The organism is Rhizobium herbae (assembly GCF_019511375.1).
GTDB lineage: Bacteria > Pseudomonadota > Alphaproteobacteria > Rhizobiales > Rhizobiaceae > Pararhizobium > Pararhizobium herbae_A.
Window position 1 is genome coordinate 753,688 of record NZ_JAEUAO010000003.1, and the last position, 26,364, is coordinate 780,051.

The 26,364-nt window shown below is 61.5% G+C and carries 24 protein-coding genes and 1 pseudogene; 7 read left to right on the forward strand and 18 right to left on the reverse strand.

Annotated elements, in window-relative coordinates; genetic code table 11:
- The 4 genes from JNB71_RS16635 to JNB71_RS16650 form a co-directional block, all read right to left on the reverse strand.
- Positions 1 to 939 (reverse strand): carbohydrate ABC transporter permease, encoded by a 939-nt coding sequence (locus JNB71_RS16635; protein WP_220372879.1) that lies wholly within the window; start codon positions 937 to 939, stop codon positions 1 to 3.
- A 95-nt stretch (positions 940 to 1,034) separates the two neighbouring features.
- Positions 1,035 to 2,294: an ABC transporter substrate-binding protein gene (locus JNB71_RS16640; protein ID WP_220372880.1), complete on the reverse strand. Its 1,260-nt coding sequence runs from the start codon at positions 2,292 to 2,294 to the stop codon at positions 1,035 to 1,037.
- Between the two features lie 43 nt (positions 2,295 to 2,337).
- Entirely contained in the window at positions 2,338 to 3,510 is a 1,173-nt protein-coding gene (locus JNB71_RS16645; RefSeq protein ID WP_220372881.1) for a PLP-dependent transferase, read from the reverse strand.
- Positions 3,507 to 4,226 carry a FadR/GntR family transcriptional regulator gene (locus JNB71_RS16650; RefSeq protein ID WP_220372882.1) on the reverse strand — a complete coding sequence of 240 codons (720 nt, stop codon included), beginning with the start codon at positions 4,224 to 4,226 and terminating at the stop codon, positions 3,507 to 3,509. The genes JNB71_RS16645 and JNB71_RS16650 overlap by 4 nt, the downstream gene beginning before the upstream one ends.
- 197 nt (positions 4,227 to 4,423) lie before the next feature.
- Between JNB71_RS16650 and JNB71_RS16655 the strand changes: the two genes are divergently transcribed.
- Positions 4,424 to 5,095: a phosphoribosyltransferase gene (locus tag JNB71_RS16655; protein WP_220372883.1), complete on the forward strand. Its 672-nt coding sequence runs from the start codon at positions 4,424 to 4,426 to the stop codon at positions 5,093 to 5,095.
- An 86-nt stretch (positions 5,096 to 5,181) separates the two neighbouring features.
- On the opposite strand, the gene JNB71_RS16660 is transcribed toward JNB71_RS16655, so the two are convergent.
- The 6 genes and pseudogenes from JNB71_RS16660 to JNB71_RS16680 all read right to left on the reverse strand — a co-directional run bounded on the left by JNB71_RS16660 (position 5,182) and on the right by JNB71_RS16680 (position 12,098).
- Positions 5,182 to 6,279: an adenylate/guanylate cyclase domain-containing protein gene (locus JNB71_RS16660; protein WP_220372884.1), complete on the reverse strand. Its 1,098-nt coding sequence runs from the start codon at positions 6,277 to 6,279 to the stop codon at positions 5,182 to 5,184.
- Positions 6,276 to 6,653, reverse strand: coding sequence for a response regulator (locus tag JNB71_RS16665; protein WP_220372885.1), 378 nt, complete (start codon positions 6,651 to 6,653; stop codon positions 6,276 to 6,278). Before JNB71_RS16665 ends, JNB71_RS16660 begins: the two co-directional genes overlap by 4 nt.
- Entirely contained in the window at positions 6,646 to 7,938 is a 1,293-nt protein-coding gene (locus tag JNB71_RS24505) for a response regulator (RefSeq protein WP_346657281.1), read from the reverse strand. Before JNB71_RS24505 ends, JNB71_RS16665 begins: the two co-directional genes overlap by 8 nt.
- 51 nt (positions 7,939 to 7,989) lie before the next feature.
- A pseudogene (locus tag JNB71_RS24510) lies at positions 7,990 to 9,858 on the reverse strand (PAS-domain containing protein); the annotation flags it as partial.
- A 76-nt stretch (positions 9,859 to 9,934) separates the two neighbouring features.
- A complete protein-coding gene (locus JNB71_RS16675) occupies positions 9,935 to 11,044 on the reverse strand; it encodes a branched-chain amino acid ABC transporter substrate-binding protein (RefSeq protein WP_220372888.1) in 1,110 nt (369 codons plus the stop codon).
- Between the two features lie 154 nt (positions 11,045 to 11,198).
- On the reverse strand, positions 11,199 to 12,098 hold the full coding sequence (locus tag JNB71_RS16680) for an FkbM family methyltransferase (RefSeq protein WP_220372890.1): 900 nt from the start codon (positions 12,096 to 12,098) through the stop codon (positions 11,199 to 11,201).
- Positions 12,099 to 12,390: 292 nt separating this feature from the next.
- Between JNB71_RS16680 and JNB71_RS16685 the strand changes: the two genes are divergently transcribed.
- The 3 genes from JNB71_RS16685 (at position 12,391) to scpB (ending at position 15,619) form a co-directional block, all read left to right on the forward strand.
- Complete coding sequence (locus JNB71_RS16685) at positions 12,391 to 13,836, forward strand: O-antigen ligase family protein (protein WP_223215877.1); 1,446 nt, start codon at positions 12,391 to 12,393, stop codon at positions 13,834 to 13,836.
- Between the two features lie 134 nt (positions 13,837 to 13,970).
- Positions 13,971 to 14,921, forward strand: coding sequence for a DUF1403 family protein (locus JNB71_RS16690; RefSeq protein ID WP_220372892.1), 951 nt, complete (start codon positions 13,971 to 13,973; stop codon positions 14,919 to 14,921).
- Between the two features lie 2 nt (positions 14,922 to 14,923).
- Positions 14,924 to 15,619 carry an SMC-Scp complex subunit ScpB gene (gene scpB / locus JNB71_RS16695; RefSeq protein WP_220372893.1) on the forward strand — a complete coding sequence of 232 codons (696 nt, stop codon included), beginning with the start codon at positions 14,924 to 14,926 and terminating at the stop codon, positions 15,617 to 15,619.
- A gap of 36 nt (positions 15,620 to 15,655) precedes the next feature.
- Here the strand turns inward: scpB and JNB71_RS16700 are convergent, their stop codons facing one another.
- The 7 genes from JNB71_RS16700 to JNB71_RS16730 all read right to left on the reverse strand — a co-directional run bounded on the left by JNB71_RS16700 (position 15,656) and on the right by JNB71_RS16730 (position 22,043).
- Positions 15,656 to 15,988, reverse strand: a complete 333-nt coding sequence (locus tag JNB71_RS16700) for a hypothetical protein (protein WP_220372894.1) — start codon at positions 15,986 to 15,988, stop codon at positions 15,656 to 15,658.
- Positions 15,989 to 16,072: 84 nt separating this feature from the next.
- Positions 16,073 to 17,173 (reverse strand): ABC transporter substrate-binding protein, encoded by a 1,101-nt coding sequence (locus tag JNB71_RS16705; RefSeq protein ID WP_220372895.1) that lies wholly within the window; start codon positions 17,171 to 17,173, stop codon positions 16,073 to 16,075.
- 31 nt (positions 17,174 to 17,204) lie between these two features.
- Positions 17,205 to 18,269: an ABC transporter permease gene (locus JNB71_RS16710; RefSeq protein ID WP_220372896.1), complete on the reverse strand. Its 1,065-nt coding sequence runs from the start codon at positions 18,267 to 18,269 to the stop codon at positions 17,205 to 17,207.
- Positions 18,270 to 18,290: 21 nt separating this feature from the next.
- Positions 18,291 to 19,787, reverse strand: coding sequence for a sugar ABC transporter ATP-binding protein (locus tag JNB71_RS16715; protein ID WP_220372897.1), 1,497 nt, complete (start codon positions 19,785 to 19,787; stop codon positions 18,291 to 18,293).
- Positions 19,788 to 19,874: 87 nt separating this feature from the next.
- Positions 19,875 to 20,768, reverse strand: coding sequence for an NAD(P)-dependent oxidoreductase (locus JNB71_RS16720; RefSeq protein ID WP_220372898.1), 894 nt, complete (start codon positions 20,766 to 20,768; stop codon positions 19,875 to 19,877).
- Positions 20,765 to 21,259, reverse strand: a complete 495-nt coding sequence (locus tag JNB71_RS16725; protein ID WP_262927110.1) for a gluconokinase — start codon at positions 21,257 to 21,259, stop codon at positions 20,765 to 20,767. Before JNB71_RS16725 ends, JNB71_RS16720 begins: the two co-directional genes overlap by 4 nt.
- A 16-nt stretch (positions 21,260 to 21,275) precedes the next feature.
- On the reverse strand, positions 21,276 to 22,043 hold the full coding sequence (locus JNB71_RS16730) for an SDR family oxidoreductase (protein ID WP_220372900.1): 768 nt from the start codon (positions 22,041 to 22,043) through the stop codon (positions 21,276 to 21,278).
- A 126-nt stretch (positions 22,044 to 22,169) separates the two neighbouring features.
- On the opposite strand from JNB71_RS16730, the gene JNB71_RS16735 reads away from it, so the two are divergent.
- Both JNB71_RS16735 and JNB71_RS16740 read left to right on the forward strand, forming a co-directional pair.
- A complete protein-coding gene (locus JNB71_RS16735; protein WP_220372902.1) occupies positions 22,170 to 23,111 on the forward strand; it encodes a 2-hydroxyacid dehydrogenase in 942 nt (313 codons plus the stop codon).
- A gap of 17 nt (positions 23,112 to 23,128) precedes the next feature.
- A complete protein-coding gene (locus tag JNB71_RS16740) occupies positions 23,129 to 24,160 on the forward strand; it encodes an L-idonate 5-dehydrogenase (RefSeq protein ID WP_220372904.1) in 1,032 nt (343 codons plus the stop codon).
- Between the two features lie 21 nt (positions 24,161 to 24,181).
- Here the strand turns inward: JNB71_RS16740 and JNB71_RS16745 are convergent, their stop codons facing one another.
- Entirely contained in the window at positions 24,182 to 25,216 is a 1,035-nt protein-coding gene (locus tag JNB71_RS16745) for a LacI family DNA-binding transcriptional regulator (protein ID WP_223215878.1), read from the reverse strand.
- A gap of 128 nt (positions 25,217 to 25,344) precedes the next feature.
- On the opposite strand from JNB71_RS16745, the gene JNB71_RS16750 reads away from it, so the two are divergent.
- On the forward strand, positions 25,345 to 26,271 hold the full coding sequence (locus JNB71_RS16750; protein ID WP_220372906.1) for an SMP-30/gluconolactonase/LRE family protein: 927 nt from the start codon (positions 25,345 to 25,347) through the stop codon (positions 26,269 to 26,271).
- The last annotated feature ends 93 nt before the right edge of the window (positions 26,272 to 26,364 follow it).

Below are 26,364 nucleotides of genomic sequence, written 5' to 3' on the forward strand. Positions count from 1 at the left end.
TCAATCCTTGCTCACGAGCCATTGCCGCAGCACGACGATCAGCATCGAATAGGTGATCAGGAGTACCAGCAGCACCAGCGCGATGGCCGAGGCATAGCCGAAATCAAGCCGCTTGAAGGCCTGGGTGAAGATGTAGCTGGCGACGATCTGGCTGCGGTCGGCCGGGCCGCCATTGGTCATGACGATGATGAGGTCGGCGAAGTTGGAGATCCAGACGGTGCGCAGAAGAACTGTGATGGCGATGGTCGGGGCAAGGAAAGGCAGCGTGATCGAGATGAAGCGCTGCACCGGTCCCGCGCCGTCGATGCTTGCCGCCTCGTAGAGGTCGCGCGGGATGGCCTGGAGAGCCGCAAGCAGGGTGATTGCGAAGAACGGGATGCCCCACCAGACGTTGGCGATGATCGGCCCCCACATCGAAAGCTGCGGATCGGAAAGGATATTGGCCGGCTCACTCATCAGGCCGATTGCGAAAAACCAATGGGGCAGGGGGCCGACGACGGGGTTGAACAGCCAGGACCAGTTGAGGCCGGCAAGGAAGCTCGGAACGGCCCAAGGCAGGAAGACCAGCGCCTGCACGATCGCTCGGCCGTGGAAGGGCTTATCGAGTAGAAGCGCGAGGATGAGGCCGAAGGCAAACTGGAGGAGGACGGACCAGCCTGTCCACCAGAGTGTGTTGCGCAGCGCCCGGTAGAAATTCTCGTCCTGTGACAGCGTCTTGAAGTGGTCTATCCCGATGAAGCCGCCGGAGAAGGGGTTGAGCAACTGGATATCGCGAAAGGCATAGGAAATGCCGAGCACCAGCGGCACCAGCATCACGGTGACGATCAGGATCAGCGCGGGTGCGCTATAGAGATAGGGCGCGGAAGCATCGGCAAGGCGCTGTCTCAGCGGCCGCTGATCCCTGCTTGAGCCACTACTGCGGGCTGCGCGTGAATCCATCGTCAACTATTTCCATTTCGCGGCGTGTCGAGGGCAGGCCGTGTTCAATTAATGAACCGCAGGTAGCAGTACCGGTCTGCTACCTGCGGCGAGGCCTATTTGCTCGCGAGGAACTTCTGTTGAGCCTTTGTCAGGTAGTCAGCCCATTGCTTGGCCATCTCTTCGGGCGTGATATCGCCGAGCATGGCTTCCTGGCTGGTCTTGATCGCCATCGAATCCTTGAAGAAGGCAAACTCTTCCAGGTAGGTCGGCATGACGGTCGGAACCGCGTCCTTGTCGGCCAGTTCCTCGAACCAGCCCTTGAACTGCTCGCTCGCATAGAAGGGGTCCTTCTCGGCGGCTTTCAGGGCAGGCAGGGCACCGATGCGCTTGTTCCACTCGATGTTGCCTTCGGGCCCCTCCAGCGTGGCGATCAGCTTCCAGGCGAGATCTTTGTTGGCACTCGCCGACATCATCGACCAACCGGCGTAGCCGATGGTCGGGAAGGTCTTGCCGGACGGGCCCTTCGGCATGGTGGTAACGCCGTAATCGGCCGGGCTCATGCGCTCGCTGATGGCGATGAGCGCATCCGGGTCCTGGTCGAGCATGGCGCAGGTTCCGGTATAGAAGCCGGCGACGATCTCGTTGAAGCCCCAGTTGACGCTGTCCTTCGGCGCGTAGCCGTTCTTGTAGAGATCGGTCAGCCAGGTGAAGCCCTTCACCCAGCCTTCTTCGCTGAACTTCGAGGTGCCGTCCTCATTGAAGAACGTATTGTCGCCGGCCATGGTGGCACCGAACATGATCCAGCCGTTCAGGCCGCCCGGACCGCCGCGCATGCAATACGCATACTTGCCCGGCAGCTTCTTGATCTTCTCGGCGGCGGCGACGAAATCGTCCAATGTCTTCGGCGGGCCATCGACGCCGGCTTCGGCCAGGATCTTCTTATTGTAGAACATGGCGCGCAGATAGAAGCCGTAGGGCAGCATATAGGCCGTGTCCTTGACGTCGCGGCCGAGTTCGAGCGCGCGATCCGTCAGGCCGGACGTATGCTCCCATTCCTTGAGATAGGGCTCCAGGCTTTCGAGCATGCCGTTGTTGGCATACAGCGACAGCCAGGTGTCGGGCATTTCCATGACGTCCGGGATTTCACCGGCCGAGACCATGGTGGCGAACTTCTGGAAGGCCTCGCCCCAGGGCAGTGAGATGACGTCGACCGTCGTGCCGGGGTTGGCGGCTTCGAACTTGGCGACGATCGATTTCAGCGTCTCGGTGCGTTCCGGGCTGGTGATAACTTCCACCAGCTTCAACTTCGTGTCGGCAAAGGCGGTGCCTGCCATCAGGGAGGCGAACAAAGTCGCCGCAATCAGTTTCCTCATTTTCATATCCCCTTTTTTGTTTGGGTGGTTACTTGCCGTCGCGTCAGCCTGACGAGGCGGCAGTGATCGCCGCCTCGAGATCGCTCCAGAGGGCCTCCGTTCCCTCCAGGCCGACATGGAGCCGTACCGAGCGCGGACTGATGCCGAAGGCGACCGCGGAATTGGGTTGTGCTTTTTGCGCCAGGACGACATTGCCCGGCACGATCAGGCTTTCGTGGCCGCCCCAGCTCACACCCAGCTTGAACAGCTTCAGGTGATCCGAGAATGCACGGATATCGACGCCGTCCCTGAAGATAAACGAAAACAGGCCGGACGTGCCGGAAAGGCCGTTCGGCAGCTGGTTTGCGAGGCCAGGATAGCAGACGGCCTCGACCGCCTCGTGAGCCTGCAGACGCCTTGCAATGGCCAGGGCAGACTGTTCATGCGCCTTCATCCGGATCGGCAGCGTTCGCATGCCGCGGATCAGGAGCCAGGCATCGAAGGGGGACAGCTTGCCGCCGAGATAGGGATAGGCTTCGGAGCGCACGCGCCCGATCAGCTCTTTCGATCCGGCGACGACGCCGGCGACAACGTCGCTGTGGCCGCCGAGATATTTGGAGGCCGAATGGATGACGAGATCAACGCCGAGCGAGAGCGGCTGCTGGAAGATCGGACTTGCCCAGCTGTTGTCGATTGTGGTGATGACGCCGTGACGCCTGGCCAGCGCTGCAAGGGCCGCGATGTCATGGGTTTCCATGACCCAGCTCGTAGGGCTTTCCAGGTAGAGAAGTTTCGCGCCAGGCAGCGCCCGGGCCACTTCTTCCTCGTCGCGGCCGTCGACATAGGTAACCTCTATGCGCATGCGCTTCAATAGCGTGCCGAACAGGCGGAAGGCGTCGGGATAGAGATGCCTCACGGCGACGATGCGGTCGCCCGGCTCGACGAAGGAAAGGACCGTGGAGGAGATGGCCGACATGCCGCTGGCAAAGCCGATCGCGTCTTGTGCGCCTTCAAGTTTGGCCAGAATTTCCTCGAACATCCGCACCGTCGGATTGAGGCCGCGGGTATAGATCGGCCGGATCTTCTCGCCGCGATAGGAGGCGATCATGTCGTCATAGTCGTTGAAGGTGAACAGCGAGGTCTGCACGATCGGCGGCACGACGGCGTCATAGGCGTTGCTCTCGTCATGGGCGACGGTGAGGCAAGCATCCTCGAACGGAGCGAAGCCGTTGTTCATTTGGACATTTCCTTGATGTCTTCCTCGACGATCGCGAGGATTTTCAGTGTTTCGCCGCGCGCCGCTTCCGGGTCCTGAGCGGCAATAGCGTTGAAGAGGGTTCGATGAAACGGAAAGGATCGACGCGCGAAGTCGGGCCGATCGAAGGGCTTCTCCCAGAAACGTTCGAACGCCTCGCGCATTTGTTCGAGCAACTGCCTGAACAGCGGATTGTGGGTGGCGTCGTAGATGGCGAGGTGGAAGGCAAGGTCTTCCGGGCCGGACGTGCCCTTGGAGAGATGCACTCGCTCCATCTCATTTAGCTTTTCTTCGATTATCTTGAGGTCGAGTGACGATCGCATGCGGGCGGCGACCATGCCGGCCTCGGCTTCGATGCCACGGCGGACCTCCAGCGTCTTTAACAGTGCGTCGCGCAGATGGGTGGTCTCCAGCGAAAGCGGCATATGGATGGTGGCGCCGGATATTGGCTTCAGCAGGTAAGTGCCGCTGCCCTTGCGAGCCTCGACAACACCGAGCGCCTGGAAATGCCGGATGACCTCGCGGATGGTCGAGCGGCCGACCGCAAGCGCGGCCATCAGCTCCCGCTCGGCGGGAAGCCTGTCGCCGGGGAGGAGATTGGAGCGCTGGATGTAGTCGGCAAGCGCAGCCGTCACCTGCTGTGCCCGATCCACCGGGGGCAGGGGCATGAGGACTGCTCTTGCATCCTTGCGCGTCATTGTCCGCCTTCATTTGAGAAACAAATTGGTCTGACATCTGATCAATAATACCAGCCGGGCGTGCGCGTCAAGCACCATGTAGTTTGGTGCCGGCGATGGACAGCCACTCGGCCGTAGTTGAAATGGCGGCGTGTCTACGAATGAGGTAAACTGTAAGAACGCATCGCGCTTAGCCGCGCTTGAACAGGCAGGCCGAGATGTTATTCGCAAACCGCAAGGACGCGGGGCAGAGACTGGCCGCCGCCCTGGCTGATTATCGAGAGAAAAGGCCGGTTGTCGTTGCGCTTCCGCGCGGCGGCGTGCCGGTCGCTGGTGAAGTTGCCAGGGCGCTCGCTGCGCCTCTGGATTTACTCTTCGTTAGAAAAATCGGCGTGCCATTCCAGCCGGAACTGGCGATGGGCGCCATCGTCGACGGACCGCAGCCGACGATCGTGCGCAACGAAGGCGTAATCCGGCGCGCCGGAATCCGGGAGAAGGAATTTTCGTCGATCTGCGCGCTGGAGCAGGCGGAAATCGAACGCCGACGTCAACATTATTTCGGCGATCGGGGCAACATCGCTCTCGGGGGGCGCGTGGCCATCGTTGTCGATGACGGCATCGCCACCGGTTCCACCGTCAAGGCGGCCCTCAAGGCCATTCGAAAACAGCAGCCGCGGGAACTGGTGCTGGCGGTTCCGGTGGCGCCGACTGAGACCCTTGAAGAGTTGGAAAGCGATGTCGATGCGCTCATCTGCCTCGAAACGCCGCCCGTCTTCTATGCTGTTGGACATTTTTACAACGAGTTCACGCAGGTGACCGATGCGGAAGTCATCGCCGCTCTGGAGGCCGCCGATCGGGATTGTATCGCGGAAGAGAAGGATCGGACCTGAGGATTGCCGCGCCCACGGCGCGATCGACAGCCACACGGATTAAGCCGGCCTCAACGAGGCATGACGTGTCAGCAGGGGAATGAAACTCATTTGAACCGAGGCGAGGATGGCGGGTGCCCCGTCCAGCATTGCTCCGGCCTTTCCAGTTCCTGACATTCGATGAGTTCGAGTGGGCCTTTGCCTTTGATATCCACAAGCCCAAGGGAACGTCCGCGGCCTCGTTCGCGAATACGAAGCCAGGTGGCGCCGCTGGTCGCCACCGTCCCGGGAGGCGCGCGGGCTGCAATACGGGAGGCTACGTTGACAGTGTCGCCCCACAGGTCGAAGACGTATTGCCGGTGGCCGATGATTCCGGCCACCACCGGCCCGAAATGAATGCCGCATCGAACGTCCCACCTGGGTTCGATCCGGCGTGACGCTGCCACCATATCAAGCCCGCATTGTATGCTGGTGAAAACCGGATCCGGCAGGGGGCTAAACAGACCGGCCGTAGCCATGAAAGCGTCGCCGATGGTCTTGATCTTCTCCATCTCGTGCCGGTGCACAATCCGTTCAAACTCGCAGATCAACGCCTGGAGATCCTCAACCACTTTCTCAGGAGGATTATCGTCACAGTAGGCTGTGAAGCCGACGATATCGCAGAACAGGACCGCGACTTCGTTATAGCGGCGCGGGCGGACCTCATTGGTTGCTTTAAGCTCCCGTACGGCGCCGGCGGGAAGCATCGCGTACAGAAGCTCGTCCGCCCGACGCTTTTCAGTTTCGATCTGCTGGAGGTACACCCCTTCCTGGTCGCGCAGCTTCTTCTTTTCCAGGCAGGCAGCAACGCGCGCGCGAAGCAGGACCGCGTTGAACGGTTTGGACAGATAGTCCTCAGCGCCAAGGCCGATGCAGCGCGCAACGCTCTCTATCTCATCGACCGCCGATATCATGACAATCGGGATATCGCGCAATCTTGTGTCGGCCTTGACCTTTGCGAGCACTTCATAGCCATCCATTTCAGGCATCGCTATGTCGAGCAGTACGAGGTCGAATGGCCTTTTCGCCAGCGCCTCGAGCGCTTCGAGACCATTGCCGGCGCATGCCACGTCCCCATAACCTTCCCGCCTCAGCCGCTCTGTCAACGTGAAGCGATTGTCCTCGTTGTCGTCGACTACGAGCAGGGCAGGTGCGTTCTTGCTCATGACATAGACCCTTCGGGAAGCAGTGCCTTGATCTTTGCGAGCAGGCGCGCGAACTCGACGGGTTTGACATCGAAGTCGTCGCAGCCGGCCGCCAGAGCGGCTTCGCGGTCGCCCGGCATGGTGTGCGACGAGAGCGCGATCACCGGAATGTCGCGCGTTTCGGCCATAGCCTTGAGGCGCCTCGTCGCCTCCCAGCCGTCAAGCACGGGAAGGCTGAGATCCATCAGGATCAACGCCGGCGCGTCCGATTGGGCCCGCGCCACGCCTTCCTCGCCATCAACGGCAACGATGACTTCGCAGCCTTTGCGCCGCAGCCGGGAGGACAACATGTAGATGTTGTCCTCATTGTCTTCGACATAGAGAATCCTAACCACGATCATGATCCTTGGTAGGCGAGCCTCGGCTCGGAATGTAGAGTGAAACCGTTTTGCGCAGTTCCTCGAGAAGCTCGTTACGGCTGAAAGCGGCCTTGGCGATCACGCGCTCGATCCCGCCATTCAGGCGCCGGAGATCTTCATGGCTCAGGGCCGCTGCCGTCGCGACGACAACCGGCACGGCCTTGAAGTCTGCCCGCTTTCGTAATTCGGCAAGGAACTCGAAGCCGTCCATTTCCGGCATGATCAGATCGAGAATGATGAGATTCGGAAGGGCCTGTTCAAGACGCTCCAGTGCCGCCCGCCCATTCTTGGCCTCGCTCACGTCGCAACCTTCAGCGATCAATATGCGACGCCATTGCCGGCGGGCGTCTTCGTCGTCCTCGATGATCAGAACGTGAAGCGCTGCGGCACGCGCGCCGGGACGGAATTTCGCGATGAGCCGGCGTAGCCCGTCGCGCTCGACCGGCTTGACCATGTAATCGGCGGCACCGAGCGCGAATCCCCGGTTCCTCTCGTCGGCCATAGTGAGCATGACGACCGGGATGGTCGCGAGCTCCGGATCCGCCTTCAGCTCCTGGAGGACGCTCCAGCCGTCACAGCCCGGCATCAGCACGTCAAGGGTGATGAGTGCCGGCTTCACCTGCCGAGCCAGTGCAATACCTTCTGCACCGTCCTTGGCCGTCACCACATCGCAACCCTCGCGGACGAGAAACCGGCGCATCTGATCCCGCACCTCCCCGTCGTCATCGACGACGAGCACGACGTTCGAGACGGAGCGAACACGATCATCTTCGGTGATCGCAGGGATGGGCGGCTGTTCCGGCGTCACAGGCTCCCTGATCCCCGAGGGCAGCCAGATGGTGAACTTGGTGCCGACGCCAGGAGTGCTGTCCACGGTGATGTGGCCGCCCATGGCGCGGCAAAGGCGTTGGCTGATGACGAGCCCTAGCCCGGTGCCGCCGTACTTGCGGGTAGTGGAACTGTCGGCCTGGCTAAACTCCTGGAACAGGTTCGTCATCTGTTGCGGCGTAATACCGATACCGGTGTCGGCGACGGTGAACGACACACCCTCTACGTCGGCAACCTTTACCCGTGCAGCGGTAATCGTGACCCGACCATTTTCCGTGAACTTGCAGGCATTGCTCAACAGGTTGAGCAGGATCTGGCGAATGCGAAGCGGATCGCCACACATGCTGCCAATGTCATCCGCGCAGAGGACAATGATGCGGTTGCGGTTTTTCTCTGCAAGGGCCCGTGCCGTTGACGCGGCCTCGTCCACCATGCCTGAAACATCAAAAGTCTCGTTATGCAATTCCAGGCGGCCGGCCTCGATCTTCGATAGGTCGAGCACCTCGTTGATAAGCTTGAGCAGATGCTTTCCGGCGCGGGAAACGCGCCCGAGCGGTTCGGCCAGTTCGATTTGATTGGCTTCGCTGGCATCTTCCTGCAACATTTCCGTAATGCCAAGGATGGCGTTCAGCGGCGTGCGCAACTCGTGGCTCATGCTGGCGAGGAATTTGCTCTTGGCCTGTGTGGCCGCCATGGCCGCGTCCCTCGCTATTTCGAGCTCGGCTTCATGCCTTTTGTGCGCGCTGATGTCCGTGTAGACGGCGACCGTGCCGCCGCCGGCAATGCGCCTCTCATTCACCTGCACCCAGCGGTCTTGGCTGCGATGTTGCACCAGCGTCTGCTTGGGATTGCGATGGGCCTCGAGCCGCGCTGCAAGCCATGCCTCCTCTCGCCCTTTCGCATCCTCGACAAGGCCTCGCTGCAATGCCTTGCGGACGATCGTTTCAAATTCCGCCCCCGGAACGACTGCTTCGGCTATGCCCGGGTAGAGGATTTCCTTGTAGCGGTTGTTGCAAAGGACAAGCCGGTCCTGGGCATCGTAGAGGGCGAAGCCTTCGGAGATGCTCTCGATTGCATCGACGAGCCGCTGGCGTGCTTCGGCGACCGCGCGCAGATTTTTTTCCTCGACCTCGACCGCAGTGTCACGGAACAGCGCCAGCGCCTTGGCCATCCTGCCGATCTCGTCACGGCCCGTGGCCGGCAGCGGTGCCCGAAGGTTTCCGCCGGCAATGGCGATCATGCTTTGACTCAAGCCTGCCAGGCGGGCGAGGAGATTGCGGTCGACATACAGCCAAACGACCAGAACCGAACTGAGGAGGCTCAGCACGGCAGAGCCGAGGACGACGCCGGTGCCGTAGCGTTGGACGGTCGCAGCCTCGCGGCCGGCCTCGGAGATGTCGCGATTGGCCACAGCGACCAGGCGATTTACGGCGCCGGTCAGATTGCGCGACAGTCGATCATTCTCACTCAAGAGCTTGCCGCCCTTTGTGAGCACGGCGAGTTCGTCTTGCCGCGCCTGGGGGATGCTCGTCGGGCCGTCGATCAGGCTCGCGAACTCGTCAACGCGCTGGCGGAACCGCGCGCGCAGCTTCTCATCGATCTCAGGGATCTCTGCCGCAAGGGCTGCGAGCGAGCGGCGCAAGGGAAAGGACATTAAGGCCAGATCGCCGGCTGTCGGCGCCACCGCCGTCTTGAGCAACGCTTCGTTGATCGCCGAGATTTCCCGCTGCGCCTTCTGCTGCGGAATATAGGAGGAGATTGCCGATACAAGATCTGCCGTCGCCGCAAGGCGCGTGTCGCTTGGTGTCGCCGCGTCCGCCACGGTCGCACGCCATTGGGGAACCTTGGAGCTCATCACGAGGATGCCGGGCGCGACGAGACGCTCGCTCGCGGTCGTTGCCGCCGACAAGCGGCGCAGCAATTCCTCTTTGCGTGCAACCACGGTGAGGCGAGCAGCGACGAGCTCATCGAGAGCTTTGAGGTTGCGTCGCAGACCGATCACTGCGGCTTCGATCTCAGGCAAGGCCGCAGTGTTTACCGCGGTGCCTTTGAGCGCTGCGAGCAAATCTTCAAGGTGCGCCATCTCGGCCCCGATCGCCGCCGAGACCTCGTTGCGCCGAGCCGTGGTCGTCGTCGCCAGAACGGCCGGCGCGGTGGCGGCGACCCGCTCTGCCTGGCGGGACAATTCAAGCGAACCAAGCGCGGAGGGCACGCGGTGCTCCGTGATGCGCTCGACAACCTCGCCCAATTGGAGGAAGGCATATACGGCTGCGGCTGTCGCGAGCACCGCGAAGGTGCTGATGCCAAAGAAAGCGAAGAGTAAACGGCCACGTATGCCGAGACGCTCAAACATCGCGGCAACCCATCGATCCGGCTGGTGTGTTCATTATGGCCCGCACGGCTATTTCCTCGAACGCGATCCGAGGTGGTCAGCGTTGGGTTATTGCCAATGGCACGTATTCGCCACCCTTCCAGATATACCATACCCAGCGCTGAACAGTGAGATCGCCTTTGTCGTCAAAGGCGATACGGCCGAGCACCGTATCAAATTGATGGTTGCGCAATGACGCAATCACGGCAGGCAGTTCCAGCGAACCGGCGTTTTTGACCGCCTGAGCCCAGGCTTGCACGGCACCATAGCTCAACAGCGTATAGCCTGCGGGTTCGAAGTTTTCTGCACGGAACCGCTCCACCACCGCGGCCGCTTCCGGGTTCCGCCGCGGATCGGCGGAGAAAGTGAAGAGGGTTCCCTCAGCGGCGGGGCCGGCAATCAGGGCAAACTCCTCGGTCGCCAGCGCGTCGCCTGATATCAGCTGGATCGTATCTCCGTGATCGCGTGCGCCGCGAACGATCAGCGCAACCTCGGCGTGATAGCCTCCGACATATGCCACGGCTACCTCTGCGGCCTTCAAGGCAGCGATTTCTTCCGAATAGTCGCTCTTCGCAGGCTCGTAAGCGCGGTAAATCGCTTCAGCAACGCCACGCTTGTTCAGCTGCTTTTTGGTTTCATCGGCAAGACCCTTGCCATACGTAGTGCCATCATGGAGGATTGCGATCTTCTTGTCGCCCCAATGATCGGCGAGGTAATTGCCGGCGACGATACCCTGTGCATCATCGCGGCCAATGACGCGGAACACGTTGGCCCGGCCTTGTTCGGTCAACAGCGGGTTGGTCGATCCCGGCGAAATCTGTAAAACGTTCGCCGCCTCGTACACCTTCGATGCCGGGATAGAGGCGCCGGAACAATAATGTCCGACGACGAGCACGACGCCGTCGGCCACGAGCTTCTCGGCGGCGGCCACTGCTTGCTCGGGATCGCAGAAATCATCGACCGTGATGAGCCGGACTTGCTGACCGAGCACGCCACCCATCGCGTTGAGATCGCCAACCGCCATCTCCGCGCCGCGTTGCCCCTGCTCGCCAATCCAGGCAAGCCGCCCCGTCATCGCGGCGGAAACCCCGACCAGCACCTCGGCATGCGCAGAGTAAACGACCATCGCTGCAAGCGCGGCAGCAGCGACGGCAGCGATGCGGTACATGGAAAAGCCTTCCGCCTTGAAACCGCAATTCTGTGATGAGCGACGCCGCAAGCTGCGGGGCCGCCCGGCAAGCATCAGCCGCAATCAACTATTTTCCATCTCACAGGCCTCCTTAGGCAGGCCCACCGCCCTGGCAGGGAGGCCGGAGCGATCCCTAAAGCTTGCGAACCGGCATCGTCAGACCAAGATGCGTTTCCATCGCCGATCGGTGCACCGCAATGATGTTGCGAGCCGGCCAAGGGCGATGCTCCAGTACCGAATCCGCATCGAAAGCTGTGACCTCATAGAGGACATTCTCATTCGGATGATAATAGAAGAACCTGTAACCATATGTGGCAAGCCTAGCGTACCACGGCAGCGATCCCAACCCAAGCAGGAGTATCAAAATGTCGGCTCCGCCTCTGGCCAGAAAAGCCGCGGCTCCCTCAATGACCTGCGGTTCGAAACCCGCGACATTGATCTTGAGGACGGAGACATGTTCCAATCCTCGTTCCTGAAAATCGGCACTCAATGTGCGAACCGAGACGCGCTCTGTGCCGGTTTCACGAAGGCCGCTCATCCAGGTGCTTGGCGTGGTTTCGAAGTAGGCTTCGGATTCGGCGTTTGAGAAGGCGATCCTGTGGACCTCCACCCTGTCGCTGACGTTGTTGCGGGCGATATTCCTTAACAGGGCAGCCACATTTGCAGAACTCGGCTCGAAAGCGTGGACCTTTGCCGCGGCGAGCGTGGCGGCAAATAGGGTGAACTGGCCAATCGCCGCGCCCACATCGGCGACGATCCAATCCGGACGATAAATCTTGCGAAGAAACGCGAACTCCGGATCGATGAAATCGCCGAATGCAAGGAGCGCGCGGGGGACTTGGCTCGGAAAGGCGAATTCGAGAACCGGGCCGGAGCGCAACCGTATCTCGCTCCTGCGGGGGCGGCGAAGATATAAATAGCCTATTCGCACTGCGCCTTTAGCGGCAGCTCCCATGCCGACCACGCGTCGTCCCCACAGCATCTTGCCGCTGAAATTGCGCGCCTTGGCGAGAAGTGCCGGGACCGTGTTCATTCAGCGGGGTCATCCCTTGACTGGGGTTGATGCAAGGGTCGAAGGATAGCAATTGCCGGGACGCTGCAAACCCGGAAAGAAGGCGTAGCGGTCCTCGCCGCCTGTCAGTAAACCTACATCATTCGGCTTAGTCCTTGTCCATATCGCTGCCCCCATTGATCCAATGCGCTAGGGCTTGAGCAATTCGATCATATGGACGGTGCGGACACGGGCTGTTGAAGTGGTTCGGTTCGCGTCATTCGGGGAAGTATGGCGCTGTCCGAGGTCCCAGCCGGTTGGAGCGAGATAGGTCATGAGAGCCGCGGCCAGATCGCATTTCACGTCACCGCGCACGCGCGGGCTGGCTGTGGCATCTCGACGGCCACGTTCGACACTGCGCACAACGGCGGCACCCGTAGCAAAGACTCGAAAATCGCTTCCCTGGCTTGTCGTCGCGTTTCTGATTGGCGTCTTCATTCCCTGGCTATGGACGATAGGACCGCTACTAATCCTTCCTTACCGGGTGGCATTGCTTGCCGGGTTCGTGCCTTGCATGTTTCTGTGGCTTGCCGGAAAAGCAGGGAAAATCCAGACGCCGGATATCCTGATCATTCTCTACAGCATCTGGTGTCCGATAAGCCTCTTTGCCGTCCACGACGCACAGGTCGCTTTGCAGTCAGGCGGCATAATCGTCGTGGAGACTGCGGGTGCCTATTTTTTTGGACGATGTTTCATCCGCGGGCCCGATCAGTTTTACGCCATGACGCGACTGTTGTTCGTGCTCGTCGCGATCATGCTGCCCTTCGCGTTGGTGGAAACGATCACAAACGCCAATGTCTCGTTGGACGTCTTCTCAAGGTTTTTCCCGACGCATCCCGAAGCGATCAAGGACCCCCGATGGGGATTGCGGCGCGTCCAAGGTGTTTTCGAGCATCCGATCCTTTTCGGCGTGTCCTGCGGCGCGATCCTCGCGCTCGTCCATCTGGTGCTCGGTGGAGAAATATCGGCGGCGAAGCGGTGGTTCGCCACCCTGACCGTATTGCTCACGGCCAGCCTGTCCCTGTCTTCGGGGCCGCTGACGGCGATTGTCGCCCAGGTGTCTCTCCTGTTCTGGAACTGGCTGCTCGCCAAGGATGCCAGACGCTGGCAATATTTGTGGGTCATTTTGCTGTCCATGTACGCGTTCATAGAACTGGCATCCAACCAGACCGTCTTTGAGTTTCTCCTGACCTATTTTTCCTTTGAGCCGGCATCCGCCTATTATCGTGTTCTGATATGGGAATTTGGATCCCAATCCGCGTTGAACCATCCAATATTCGGTGTGGGATACGGTCAATGGGACCGGCCTGAGTGGATGCCGCCAAGCATCGATATGTACTGGTTGTACCACGCGATACTTTTCGGCATCCCAGGGGGGATCTTCATGATGGGTGGCTTCCTGACCATGGTTGCGTCCGTCGCGTTCACAAAGGAAACCGACGAGCGACGCCTGCGGTACAGGACGGCGTACCTGATCGTGATGACGGGGTATTTTCTCGTCGGCTGGACGGTTCATTTCTGGAACGCTACCTATGTTCTCTTTCTCTTCCTTCTCGGCAGCGGCAGTTGGCTGCTCGAGGATGTCGTAAATGCGAAACCGGGATCCGCGCGAACAGGAGAAAACAACCGGTCGTCGCGCAGTCGCGGCAGCACGAGACACGAAGATGATAAGGGCGCTGATCCTGGCTTGACGTCCAGCGACTCGCCGAGAGAAAGCTGAAGAAGCGGTGACGTCATTTTACTGCCGCGACCGCAGGAGTCTGGTAACGCGGACTTAGCGTGGTCGCGCCGCACGCTGTGCGGTTTTCGAACAATTCCGTGGCTTGAAGCGATCTCTTGAACTAGCCTTCGGTGATGTCGAAGTCCGATTCGCAAATTGTCCGGCTGGATCGAATCCCTGTTGTGCCCGCATGGGCAGTTGCGCGCGTTCCCGTAAGCAGCGACACGGAGGCCGCCTTCCAGGTGGGAGCGGCCTTGAATACGCTTGACAATCTGGTGCGGCTCCAACCGGATTGGGCTGGCGTCTGGCGTCAGCGCCTGGCGCTGAAATGTGCCGTATCCGCGGTGCGGCTTACCGGCCGATCCGAGGATGAGGCGGCCTTGCGGGACGTCTGGGTCTTGCGTGGGTCCGGCGACGAGCTGGGCCCTGCCGGCGCGATCCTTGCGGCCTACAAGCGGCTGGCGGCCCGGCCGATGCCGATCGACATCAAGGTGCTGCGCGAACTAGCCGATCTCTTCGCGATCCGCTGGAGTGACGAGCTTGCCAATATCCCGGCCACGATCGATGACCTCAATCAAGCCGGGCGGATGGCTCCTTTTGCCGCCGCCGCGATCGTGGCGGAGATTTTGTCCGTTCGTCCCGATGCCGAGGCGCTCGCTTGGTGGCTGGCCGACTGGGTGCTGGCGCAAAGACTACACTGGGATCGCCCGATCCCGCTCTTGATGGCGCACCGCGCTTCATCCGCGTTTCGTCTCGAGGCGGGGAGGGGGCGTGTGCGCCCGGCAGAGCCAGGATTTGAGCGGGCGGTGTGTCTGGCTCTGGCGCAGGCGTCGGCCGAGGCATGCCGGCTGGCGTCGGAGCTCGCGAGGCGTGCGGATCGGCTGGTGGCCGTCGCGCCGAAGCTGCGGGCCAAGGGTGCAGGCGAGGCAATCCGTATCCTGCTTGACGAGGATGCGGTTTCCGGTGCGTTACGGACCGCAAGGCTGTCGCGCTGGGCCAGCCGTCGATTGTTTGAGCGCCTGATCGAATTCGACGCCGTGCGCGAATTGTCCGGGCGATCGACGTTCAGGATCTACGGATTGTAATCATGGCAAGGCAAGCAGACGCAGCCAGAGCCGGAAGGGCGGAACGATCGCGCAGAGGTTCGGACAATGTGCTCCTCGACACCGAGCTTGCCGACTTGCCGCCGGAGTTGCGCTGGCGCGAATGGATGCAAAGGGTCGAGGCTGTCATCTTCGCTTCGGCGATTCCGGTGCCGCGCGAAACGCTGGCGCGGGTCGTCGGCCGCAACTGCAGTGTCGATTTGCTGATCGATGACCTGCGCGAGGAACTGCGCGACCGGCCCTATGAGCTGGTATCCGTCGCCGGCGGCTGGCAGCATCGTACGAAACCCGCTCATGCCGGCGTAATCCGCGCCTCAGGCGCGCCAACGCGGGCAGCCGCCGATCTGAATACCAACGAAGCCGCCGTTTTGATGGCGATCGGTTATTTCCAGCCGGTAACGCGCGCAGAACTTTCGAGGATCTTCGGGAAGGAAATCAGCCGCGACCTGATCGGCAGCCTGCGTTCGCTCGAGCTGATCGCTTCGGGCCCGCGCAGCCCCCAGCCCGGCGCGCCTTACACTTACGTGACAACGCCCGCATTCCTGTCAGCCTTCGGCTTCGACACCCTGCGTGATCTGCCCGAGATTGAGATGCTGGAGGACGCGGGGCTGCTCGGGCGCGATGGAATGATGTCGGCAGATCTCGCAACGCCAATATCTGAGGAAGACGACGAGGAATGACCACCAAGCCGGGAGGATTTTGCGACAAGCGTCCTCCTACGCAGTCGGATATTCGTTCGCCGTGAAAACATGGTGATGGACGCGCCCCTTGAACATCTCAAGCAGTCCGCCGGTGACAGCGCGACTTTCGAAGCGCACATCCGACTGTAGTGCCCTGTTGCATGTCTCGATGTCGGGATAGCGGATGGCAAGCGCCATGGCGAAGGTTGGCGCTCCCTCGTCGCGGTCGGAGCCGTCCAGCACGCGCACTTCCTCGGCGCCCGGAAACCGGGTCCAGAGCGGGACGAGCTTTTCTTTCACGTAAGTGCGAAATTCGGCTTCCTTGCCTGGATGGATTTCCCCCTCGAAGAGGGCATAGCGAATGATCATGGGATTGCTTCCGGTTGGCGGGATGTCTGAAGGTCGAAGAAAAAAATGGGCACCATTCGCGGTGCCCAGTTGCTGGGAGGGCTGTTACATCTTGCCCCAGAGTTTCCGGTATTCGTCGCGATAGCCATTGTCCGGGTCGAAGGTGTTCTTCGGCCCGCCGTCGAACTCGACATTGTCAGCGGTGACGACATGGAGCGGTGAGAGGTAGCCCGACCATTGCTCGCCTGCAAAGGCACGATTCAGCTCGTCGACGAGCTGCCAGCCCTGCAGGTTCAGCGGTTCGGCAACCGTCACCTTCTGGAATTGGCCGGCGCGAATGCGCTGATAGGCGGATTCCGAACCATCACCGGCTGCCACATTGATCGGGGCGTCCGTGCCGGTTTTGCCGGCTGCGGCAAGCGACGGCCCCATGAAGTCGAAATAGAGGTCGTTGATGGCGAGCGAATGCGTCCACTGGTCGCCGTATTTCTGCAACAGCGAGGTCGTCAGCTGCGGCATGCGCTGCGAGGTTTCGGCAATCGGGGTATCGACATATTCGAGCACCTTACCGCCGAGCGCCTCGATCTCGGCCTTCATCTTGTCCGCCTTGGCGATCGCGATGGCATAGGTCGAGTCGGTGAAGATGATCACGCCGGGCTTGCCCTTCGCGTCTACATAGGCATAGTCGGCCGCAGCCTTGGAGACTTCCATGGCATCGGTGCTGACATTGGCGAAGAGACCGGTCTTTTCATCCGGACCGATGACCGGACCCGCATGCCAGGCAACCAGCGGAATGCCCGCGGCCTTGGCCTGTTCCAGCGCCGGACCCTGCTCGACCGCATCGAACCCGTTGATGATGATGCCGGCCGGCTTCAGCGCCATCGCCTGGCCGAATGCTGCCGTGCGGCCCCCAATCGAGCCCGCGCCATCGAGCACCTTGACCTCCCAGCCGATCGCCTTGGCAGCTTCCTCGACGCCAGTGGTGACGCCGAGAATGCCGCCGTTCTTCAGGTCGCCGGCGAGAACGACGATCGTCTTGCCCTCCTGCGCCTTCGGGCTTGTCTTCGGGCCGTCCCAGGCCGTGACGCGGGTCGCGTATTTGTCGACGACCGCCTTGGCATCCGCGACCGCGTCCGCCAGAGCCGGCCACGCCGCGATTAACGCGAGTGTCGTAATCGAGCCGTGAAGTAGTGTTCTGCGTTTCATGGTTCTTCCTCCCTTTGAAGATGGTGTTCCGTCATTTGTTTTGTGTTTTCGTTGGCAACGGGCCGGGTGCCGCGGCCTTGCCGGCTGCACCGCGTTTGCGCTGGGCATAGCCGGCGATGCCGATGGCGACGAGCAGAGTGACGCCGTTGAAGAGGGGCTCGACGAAGAACGAGCCGCCGGTCTGCTGGATCCCCGAAATGCCGACGGCCAGAATGATAACGCCGGTCATCGTGCCCCAGACATTGACGCGGCCGGGTTTTATGGTGGTGGAGCCGAGAAAGGCGCCGACCAGTGCCGGCAGCAGATATTCAAGCCCGACGCTCGCCTGGCCGATGCGCAGCTTGGAGGCAAGCAGCACTCCAGCGAGTGCCGCGAGGGTTCCGGACGAGACGAAGGCGCCAATGACGAACCGGCGCACCGGGATGCCGTTCAGCGCCGCCGCCTTGGGGTTGGCGCCGATGGCATATACGTAGCGGCCGATTGGCAGATATTCGAGAATGATCCAGAGTGCGCCGGCGAGCAGCAGAACATAAAAGCCGGTGATCGGCAGGCCGAGGACCATCGTCCCATTGAGCGCGTAGAAGCCTTCCGGCAAGACCCCGACCACCTGCCGGCCACCCGTGTGCCAGAGCGCCAGCGCATAAAGGATTGTGCCGGTTCCGAGCGTCGCGATGAAACTGTCGATCCGAGCGACCTCGACCAGCAGACCGTTGAGGAAACCCGTGATGGCGCCGAGCGCAAGCACGATCGCCACAGCCACCGGCCAGGGCACGCCGAACATGGTCTGCAGGCTGATCGCCAGGATATGCCAGAGCACGATACCATAGCCAACCGTAAGGTCGATGCGGCCGGATGCCATCGGGATCATCGCCGCCAGCGACAGGAGTGCAATGATCGCCTTGTCGGAGACGATGGAGCGCAGGTTGAGAAGTGTCGGGAAGGTCGCCGGCAGGAGGACCGAAAACAGGACGATCAGCAGCACTGTCAGGATAACCAGGCCATAGACGGGGATATAGCGAGCAATCTTCTGGCTTGCGGTCAGTCCGGCCAGTTCGCTGCGCGTCGGCTCAAGGGCCGTGGATTCGATCGATTGCATGGTTCTTGGCTCCCGTGGCTCTCAGGCGGCTTCCGATGCCGATGCGGCGGCTATGACGGCGGATGTGGTAAGGGCTTCGCCCTGAAGTTCCGCGACGATGCGGCCGCGTGAAAACACCAGGGCGCGATGGCAGATATGGGCAATTTCCTCGAAGTCGGTCGAAACCACGACAACGGCAAGGCCCGCCTCGAGCGCCCGGGCGATCAGCTTGTAGATCTCGGCCTTGGCGCCGATATCGACACCGGCCGTCGGGTCTTCGGCGACGAGCAGCTTGCGGCTCGTTCTGAGCCAGCGGCCGACGACGACCTTTTGCTGGTTGCCGCCTGACAGCGCTTCGATCGGCAGGCTCTGGTCGTTCGGGCGAAGGCCGACAGTCTCGCCGATCCTGCGGGCCTCTTCGGCTTCGTTCGCCGGGGACAGGAACGAGAACAGGCCGCGGCCGGATGCGCCCGGATTGAGGAAGGTGTTTTCCCGAAGCGACAGCGACATTGCCACCGATTCCTCCGTGCGGTCGCGCGCGATCAGCCCGATGCCGGATCTCATCGCCGCAACCGGGTTTGCGAGATCCGGTTCCTCGCCGTTCAAGTGTATGGTGCCGCCGAAGGCTTCGCAGCCGAACAAGGCCCGGCCGATCAGTTCCTGGCCCGCGCCGCGCAGGCCGACGAGCCCGAGAAGCTCATTCTGGCGGATGTCGAAGGAAATCGGTGCGGTCCCCGTGCAAATGAGATTGCGGGCAGCGAGCACCGTCTTGCCCGGTTTGCTGGGCGCCTTGACGAAGAGCTGGTTGGCCGGGCGACCGACGATCATCTCGATCAACTCGTCAGGCTTTGTTTCAGCAACAGGGCGCTGGCCGACCAGGCGACCGTCGCGCAAGACGGCGACGCGATCGGCGATACGGAAGATCTCGTCAAGCCGGTGCGACACGTAGATCATGCCGACACCGCGTTCCTTCAGCGGGCGGATGGCCTCGAAGAGCCGTTCCACCTCGTCGGCCGGCAGGCTGGCGGTCGGCTCGTCGAGCACCAGCACGTCGGCTTCGACAGCCAAGGCGCGGGCAATCGCGACCAGCGATTTTTCGGTACGGGTCAGGTCCTGCACCCGCGTGCTCGGATCGAAATCGCAACCGACGAGCTTCAACGCTTCGCGCGCCCGCTCTTCCGTCCGGCGCCAATCGATCAGTCGCGAGCGCAGGGAAAAGCCCTGTGCGAGGCCGACATTCTCGCCGACCGTCATCCATTCGACGAGACCGAGATCCTGATGGATGAAGGCCACAGGCTGGCGCTCGTTCGGCTTGGGCGGGCGATGGCTGTAGGGCTCGCCGCGAAACAGGATTTGGCCGCCGTCTGGCTTGTAGATACCGGCCAGCGTCTTGATAAGGGTCGACTTGCCGGCGCCATTTTCTCCCAGAAGAGCGAGAATTTCGCCGGGAAGCAGGTTGATGGAGACATTTTCGAGCGCGCGGGTGCCACCAAATATCTTGGTAATCCCCTGAAACTCGATGAGTTTGCGGCTGTCCATCCCTGCTCCTCCCAAAGCGTCGAATGAGACATATGTTATCGATAACATAATCGGATAGTCAAGGACCGAAGTGGCTTCAAACCGATTTTATCGGGCGAAGGCGCCGTCGAGCAGGCGCATCATTTCGGCTGAATCGCGCGCACCAAGTCCGGCAGCGCAGAGCAGGCGGTGGATTTCTACGACCTGACCGGTCATCGGCAAGGGCGTCTTTGTCTTCAAGGCAAAGGCCTGAAGGGAATCCAGGTCCTTCAGCATATTGTCGATCCGGCCGGTAGGCGTGTAGTCGCGGGCGGCGAACTTTCCCATGAATTCCTGAAGGATGCTGCTGTCGGCGCGGCCGCCGGCGAGAGCCGCCGGAATGGAAGCGGCATCGACGCCGCCTGCCTCGGCCAGTTTCGTCGCTTCCGCGACCGCCTGGAAGATCACCGCGCAGAACAGCTGGTTGATGAGCTTCGTCGTCTGCCCGGCGCCGCTGCCGCCCATCAGCGTGTAGTTGCGGGCAAGGTGCCGCATCACCGCCCGGGCGCGCTCGAAATCGGCTTCCTCGCCGCCTGCCATGATCGTCAGCCGGCCACCAAGAGCGCCGGGTGCGCCACCGGACAGGGGGCAATCGACCCATTTCATGCCGGTCTCGCTGGCCAGTCTTCCTGCCATTTCCGCCGTGTCGGCCGGGTCGATTGAAGACATGTCGATCAAGATCTTGGTCGCATCCGCACTCGCGCTGACGCCCTCTTTGCCGAACACAACGGCTCGCACGATATTGGCATGGTTGAGGCTGAGGATGACGAAGTCGCTTCGCCGGGTGGCGTCAGCGACCGATGCCGCCGCCGATGCTCCCTTGTCCGTCAGCGCCTTCACTTTCTCTTTGTCGAGATCAAAGACGGTAACGGTCTGCCCGGTCTCGATCAGGCGCGCTGCAATCGCCGATCCCATGATCCCGGCGCCGATGACGGCGACCCTGCAGGCTTGCGCATCGGTCATGGGTCAACTCCGTTCAGCGCGGCAAGGCCCGCAAGCGCCTGTGTTGCAATGGTGTCCGGCAAGGGTGCGATATCGACGGTCACGACACGATCCTCGCCTTCCGGGCTTTCCAGCGTCGCCAACTGGCTGTCGAGCAGCGAGGCCTTGAAAAAATGCCCCGGACGGTCGGTCATTCGCGCCAAAAGGATGTCCCTCGATCCCTTGAGGTAGACGAATGCGAGGGCGCTGCCCGCTGCCCGCCGGAGCCGCTCGCGATAAATCCGCTTCAGCGCCGAGCAGGAGATGACGATACCCGTCTCCCGCGCGCCTTCGAGCCGATTGCCGATGATCTCGAGCCAGGGCCAGCGGTCTTCGTCGTCAAGCGGAACGCCGGCCGACATCTTGGCGATGTTTGCCGCCGGGTGCAGGCTGTCGCCCTCAACGTAGGGCAGGCCGAGATGAGCCGCCAGCCGCTCGCCGATCGACGACTTGCCGCAGCCGCTGACGCCCATCACGACGATCGGCCCCCTAAAGGCAGGTGGTGATGCCGCCATCGACATAGAGCGTGTGTCCGTTCACAAAAGAGGAAGCCTTGCCGGCGAGAAAAACCGCCGATCCGACCAGTTCATCGACATTGCCCCAGCGGCCGGCCGGGGTGCGCTTTTCCAGCCAGCCGGAAAATTCCGCGCTATCGACCAGTGCCTGGTTGAGCGGCGTCTTGAAATAGCCAGGGGCAATCGCGTTGATCTGCAGCCCGTGTTTGGCCCAATCGGCGCACATGCCGCGCGTCAGGTTGCGCACCGCGCCCTTGGTCGCGGTATAGGGCGCGATGCCCGGACGCGCCATCTCGCTCTGCACCGAGGCGATGTTGATGATCTTGCCGTGACCGCGCGCTATCATGTGTTTGGCGACGGCCTGCCCGACATAGAAGACGCTGGATATATTGGTGGAGAGCAGCAGCTCCCACTTGTCGGCCGGAAAATCCTCGAGCGGCGTGCGGAACTGCATGCCGGCGTTGTTGATGAGAATGTCGATCGGCCCGATATCTGCCTCGATGGCAGCGACGCCTGTTGCAACCGACTCCTTGTCGGTCACGTCGAAAACGGCGGCATGGGCCGTGTGGCCAGCCTGACGCAGGGTTTCAACCGCGGCTTCGACCTTTTCAGCCGAGCGGCCGTTGATGATGACCTCGGCGCCATGTGCCGCAAGACCTTCTGCAAGCGCATAGCCGATGCCCTGGCTGGAGCCGGTGACGAGCGCCCGAAGGCCGCTCAGATCGAACAGTGGAAATCCCATGAATGAGCTGCCTCCCAGCATTCCGTATTGTTTCAATGACGCTGACTATTTACAGCGGCCGGTTTCTATTGACACATATGTTATCGATAACATATCAAGTCAAGCAGGAAAATTCAGGAGAAAGCCATGTCGAAACCTGAGGTGCTGATGGTCGGACCCTATCCGTCCTGGGATATGGAAGATCTCGAATCCCGCTACACCATCCATCGGCTTTGGGAGGCCGAGGATCGCGAACGGTTCCTGGCCCAGCATGGCGATGGCATCCGTGCCGTGGCAACGCGTGGCGAACTCGGCGCTTCGGCGCCGCTTCTGAAAAAACTGCCGAAGCTTGAAATCGTCAGTTGCTATGGCGTCGGCACCGACGCGATCGATCTTCGTTTTGCCCGCGAAAACGGTATACGCGTCACCAATACGCCCGACGTTTTGACAGAGGACGTCGCCGATCTGGGCATGGCCTTAATGCTTGCTGTTGCGCGGCAGCTCCCCGAAGGCGATGCCCATGCTCGCGACGGACGCTGGGCCAAGGGCAACATGCACCTGACGACCCGGGTCTTTGGCAAGCGCGTCGGTGTTGTAGGCATGGGAAGGATCGGGGCCGCCTTTGCCCGTCGCGCCGCCGCATTCGATTGCACCGTCTCGTATTTCGCGCGATCGCCGAAGCCGGACCTTCCCTATGCGTTCGTCGGGGACCTCGTCGAGCTTGCCCGGCAGTCCGATTTCCTGGTCGTCACCCTCGCCGGCGGCGAGGGCACACGCGGCATCGTCACTGGGGAGGTGATCGAGGCGCTCGGCCCTGATGGCATCTTCGTCAACATTTCGCGCGGTACCACGGTGGACGAGGCCGCCTTGCTCGACGCGCTCGAGCAAGGCCGCATTGGCGGGGCAGGCCTTGACGTGTTCCTCAATGAACCCGCCATCGATCCGCGCTTTGCGGGCCTGAAGAATGCTGTTTTGCAACCGCATCACGGCAGCGGCACAGTGGAAACGCGCCAGGCCATGGGCAAGCTGGTGCGTGACAATCTGGCGGCGCATTTTTCCGGTCAGCCGCTGCTGACGCCGGTCGTGTGAAAAGCGGAGGAACAGCCATGAGATCCATCGTCATCCACGCTGCCAAGGATTTGCGCATCGAGGATACCGATCCGGGGACGGCTGGTCCGGGCCAGGTCGAGATCGCCATCGAAGCCGGCGGCATTTGCGGTTCCGATCTGCACTATTACAATCACGGTGGCTTCGGTGCGATCCGGCTGCGCGAGCCGATGATCCTCGGCCACGAGGTCGCAGGCACGATCAAGGCCCTCGGCAGTGGCGTGTCGGGTTTCACCATCGGCGAGCGAGTGGCCGTTTCGCCGAGCCGGCCATGCAATGCATGCGATTACTGCCTGAAGGGACAGCAGAACCACTGCCTCAACATGCGCTTTTACGGCAGCGCCATACCGATGCCGCATATCCAAGGCGCGTTTCGCCAGCGTCTGGTTGCCGAGAGCTGGCAGTGCCACAAAGTGGCCGACGACGTCTCGATCAACGAAGCTGCCTTTGCCGAGCCGTTCGCCGTAACGCTGCACGCCGTCAACCGGGCGGGCTCGCTGCTTGGAAAGCGCGTGCTGGTCACCGGCTGCGGCCCGATCGGTGCATTGTGCATTCTTGCCGCCCGCGCCCATGGCGCCGCGGAGATCGTCGCGACCGACGTTATGGACGCCGTGCTTGCGAAAGCTTCGGATATCGGCGCTGACCGCACGATCAATGTCGCGACCGACGGCGACAAGCTTGCGGCCTATTCGGCCAACAAAGGTTACTTCGACGTGATGTTCGAGGCGTCCGGCAACGAGCGCGCCGTCCGCTCCGGCCTCGAAGTGCTGAAACCGCGCGGGATCCTGATGCAACTCGGGCTCGGCGGCGATGTCTCAATTCCGCAAAACCTTGTGGTCGCCAAGGAAATCGACATGCGCGGCACCTTCCGGTTCCACGAGGAGTTTGCGCTTGCCGTCGACCTCATCAATCGTCGCCGCGTCGACGTAAAACCGCTTCTGACCAGTATCTTCGATCTCGACGATGCGGTTGCGGCATTCGAAACGGCCGGCGACCGCAGCCGCTCGATGAAGGTGCAGATCGCGTTCTAGCGGTCTGTTGCCGACGCCTGCTTACGTGCTCTCGCGCTCGACAACGCGAAAGCTAGTGAGGGTAATCGGTTCCAGCGTCTCTGCCGACACGGCCTGAATCGTCTGTGTCAGCTTCAGCGCCGCTTGTCGACCGATGCCGTAGCAATCGACGTTGACGGTCGTCATGCGGGGATGACAGCAGGCGGCGATTTCATAGTCGCCGAAACCGGCAATGGCGATGTCATCCGGGACTTTCAGGCCGCGGCGTTGACACTCCATCAATGCGCCAAAGGCCGAAAGGTCCGAAACGCAAAGGGCCACTTGCGTATCCGGCCAGCGCTCGAGCATGTTGACGACCGCCTGCGCGCCCTGTTCCATGGAGATGGGCGGCACGCCGAAGGAGATCAGCCGGTCGGAGGGAAGGCCGAGCCTTTCCAGGGCGCGAACGAACCCCGCCCGGCGCTGGCTGCCGCGCGTATCGCGCGCCGTCGTGCCGCCGATATAACCGAAGCGCTGATAGCCCTTGCCTGCCAGCGTCTCCACAAGGAGCTCCATCGCTTCGCCATTGGAGAAGCCCACGACCTTGTCGATGGGCTGAGCCGGCCTGTCCCAGGTCTCGATGACGGGGATGCCCGCCTGTTCCAGCATTCGTCGGCCCCTCGGTGTATGGGAGCCGCCGGTTAGAATTATGCCTTCCGGCCGCCGCTTCAGCATGGCTTCGATCAGTTCTTCCTCCCGGTCGACCGAATAGTTGGTATAACCAAGGAGTAGTTGGAGGCCGGTTCCCTCCAGCGCATCGGTGATGCCGCGCGCGGTGTCGGAAAAGTTTGAATTGTTGATCGAGGGGATGATCGCAGCGACAAAGCCGGTGCGTCGCGACGAAAGGCTGCCGGCCGATTGGTCGAGGACGTAGCCGAGCTCGTTGATGGCCTGAGCGATTCGCTCGCGCGTTGCCTTGGAAACGTGGCTGCCTTCTTTCAGTGCCCGGGACACGGTCATTGCCGAAACGCCCGCCCGTCGCGCCACGTCGCTCATGGTTGGCGGTTCCGCTATCTTGCCGTTGGGAATTTTCGTCATTGCTGCTTCCGCATGGACGATTGCGTCAAAAAACCTGTTTATGCGGATAGATGTTATCGCTATCATCCAAAAGAAACAACGGGCCAGAGGCAAGTGCTGGACGGCGAAATATTGAAAGGGGAGAAGACATGTTCGGGGAGATCGAAGGAACAGGGTTTGAAGTTCTTGATCGCCGCTTTGCCGCCTGTTTCGTCGGCCATGCCCGCGTGGAACGGTTGTGGACGGGCGGGCGCTGGGTGGAAGGGCCGGCCTGGTTCGCGCCTGGCCGCTTTCTCGTCTGGTCGGACATTCCGAACAACAGAATGATGCGGTTCGACGAGACCAGCGGTTACGTATCCGTCTTCCGGCAGCCTTCGAACAATTCCAACGGCAACACCGTCGACAATCAGGGCCGCCTGGTGACCTGCGAGCACCTGACGCGGCGGGTGACGCGCACCGACTTCGACGGCACTGTGCAGGTGATTGCCGACCGCTTCCAGGGCAAGCGCTTCAACTCGCCGAATGATGTCGTCGTCAAATCCGACGGTTCGATCTGGTTTACCGATCCTTCCTACGGGATCATGCACGACTACGAAGGAGAATACGGAGAGGAAGAGATCGGCGGTTGCCACGTCTATCGCGTCGATCCACTGTCCGGCGACGTTGTGAAAGTCGCCGGCGATTTCGAAAAGCCCAACGGGCTTGCCTTCTCGCCCGACGAGCGGCTGCTCTACGTCGCCGACACGGGCGCCAGCCACCTGGAAGACGGGCCGCGCCATATCCGCCGGTTTTCACTTTCGCATGAAGGAAAGCTGTCGGGTGGCGAGGTCTTCGCAACATGCACCAGCGGCCTCTTCGACGGCTTCCGGATTGATCGGACAGGGCGCATCTGGGCCAGCGCCCAAGACGGCGTTCACTGCTACGATCCGGACGGAACGTTGATCGGCAAGATCCGCATTCCCGAAGTCGTCTCGAACCTAACCTTCGGTGGCGCCAGACGCAACCGCCTGTTCATCACGGCGACGAGCTCGCTCTACGCCGTCTATCTCACGGCGAATGGTTTCAAGCTCGGCTGAGCTGCGAGAAGGCGGGACATGTGACAAACAACTCGATTAGCGTACTCGGCCGGCAGGGTGCCGGGCACGGGCAGCTAAAGAACTTACGTTAAT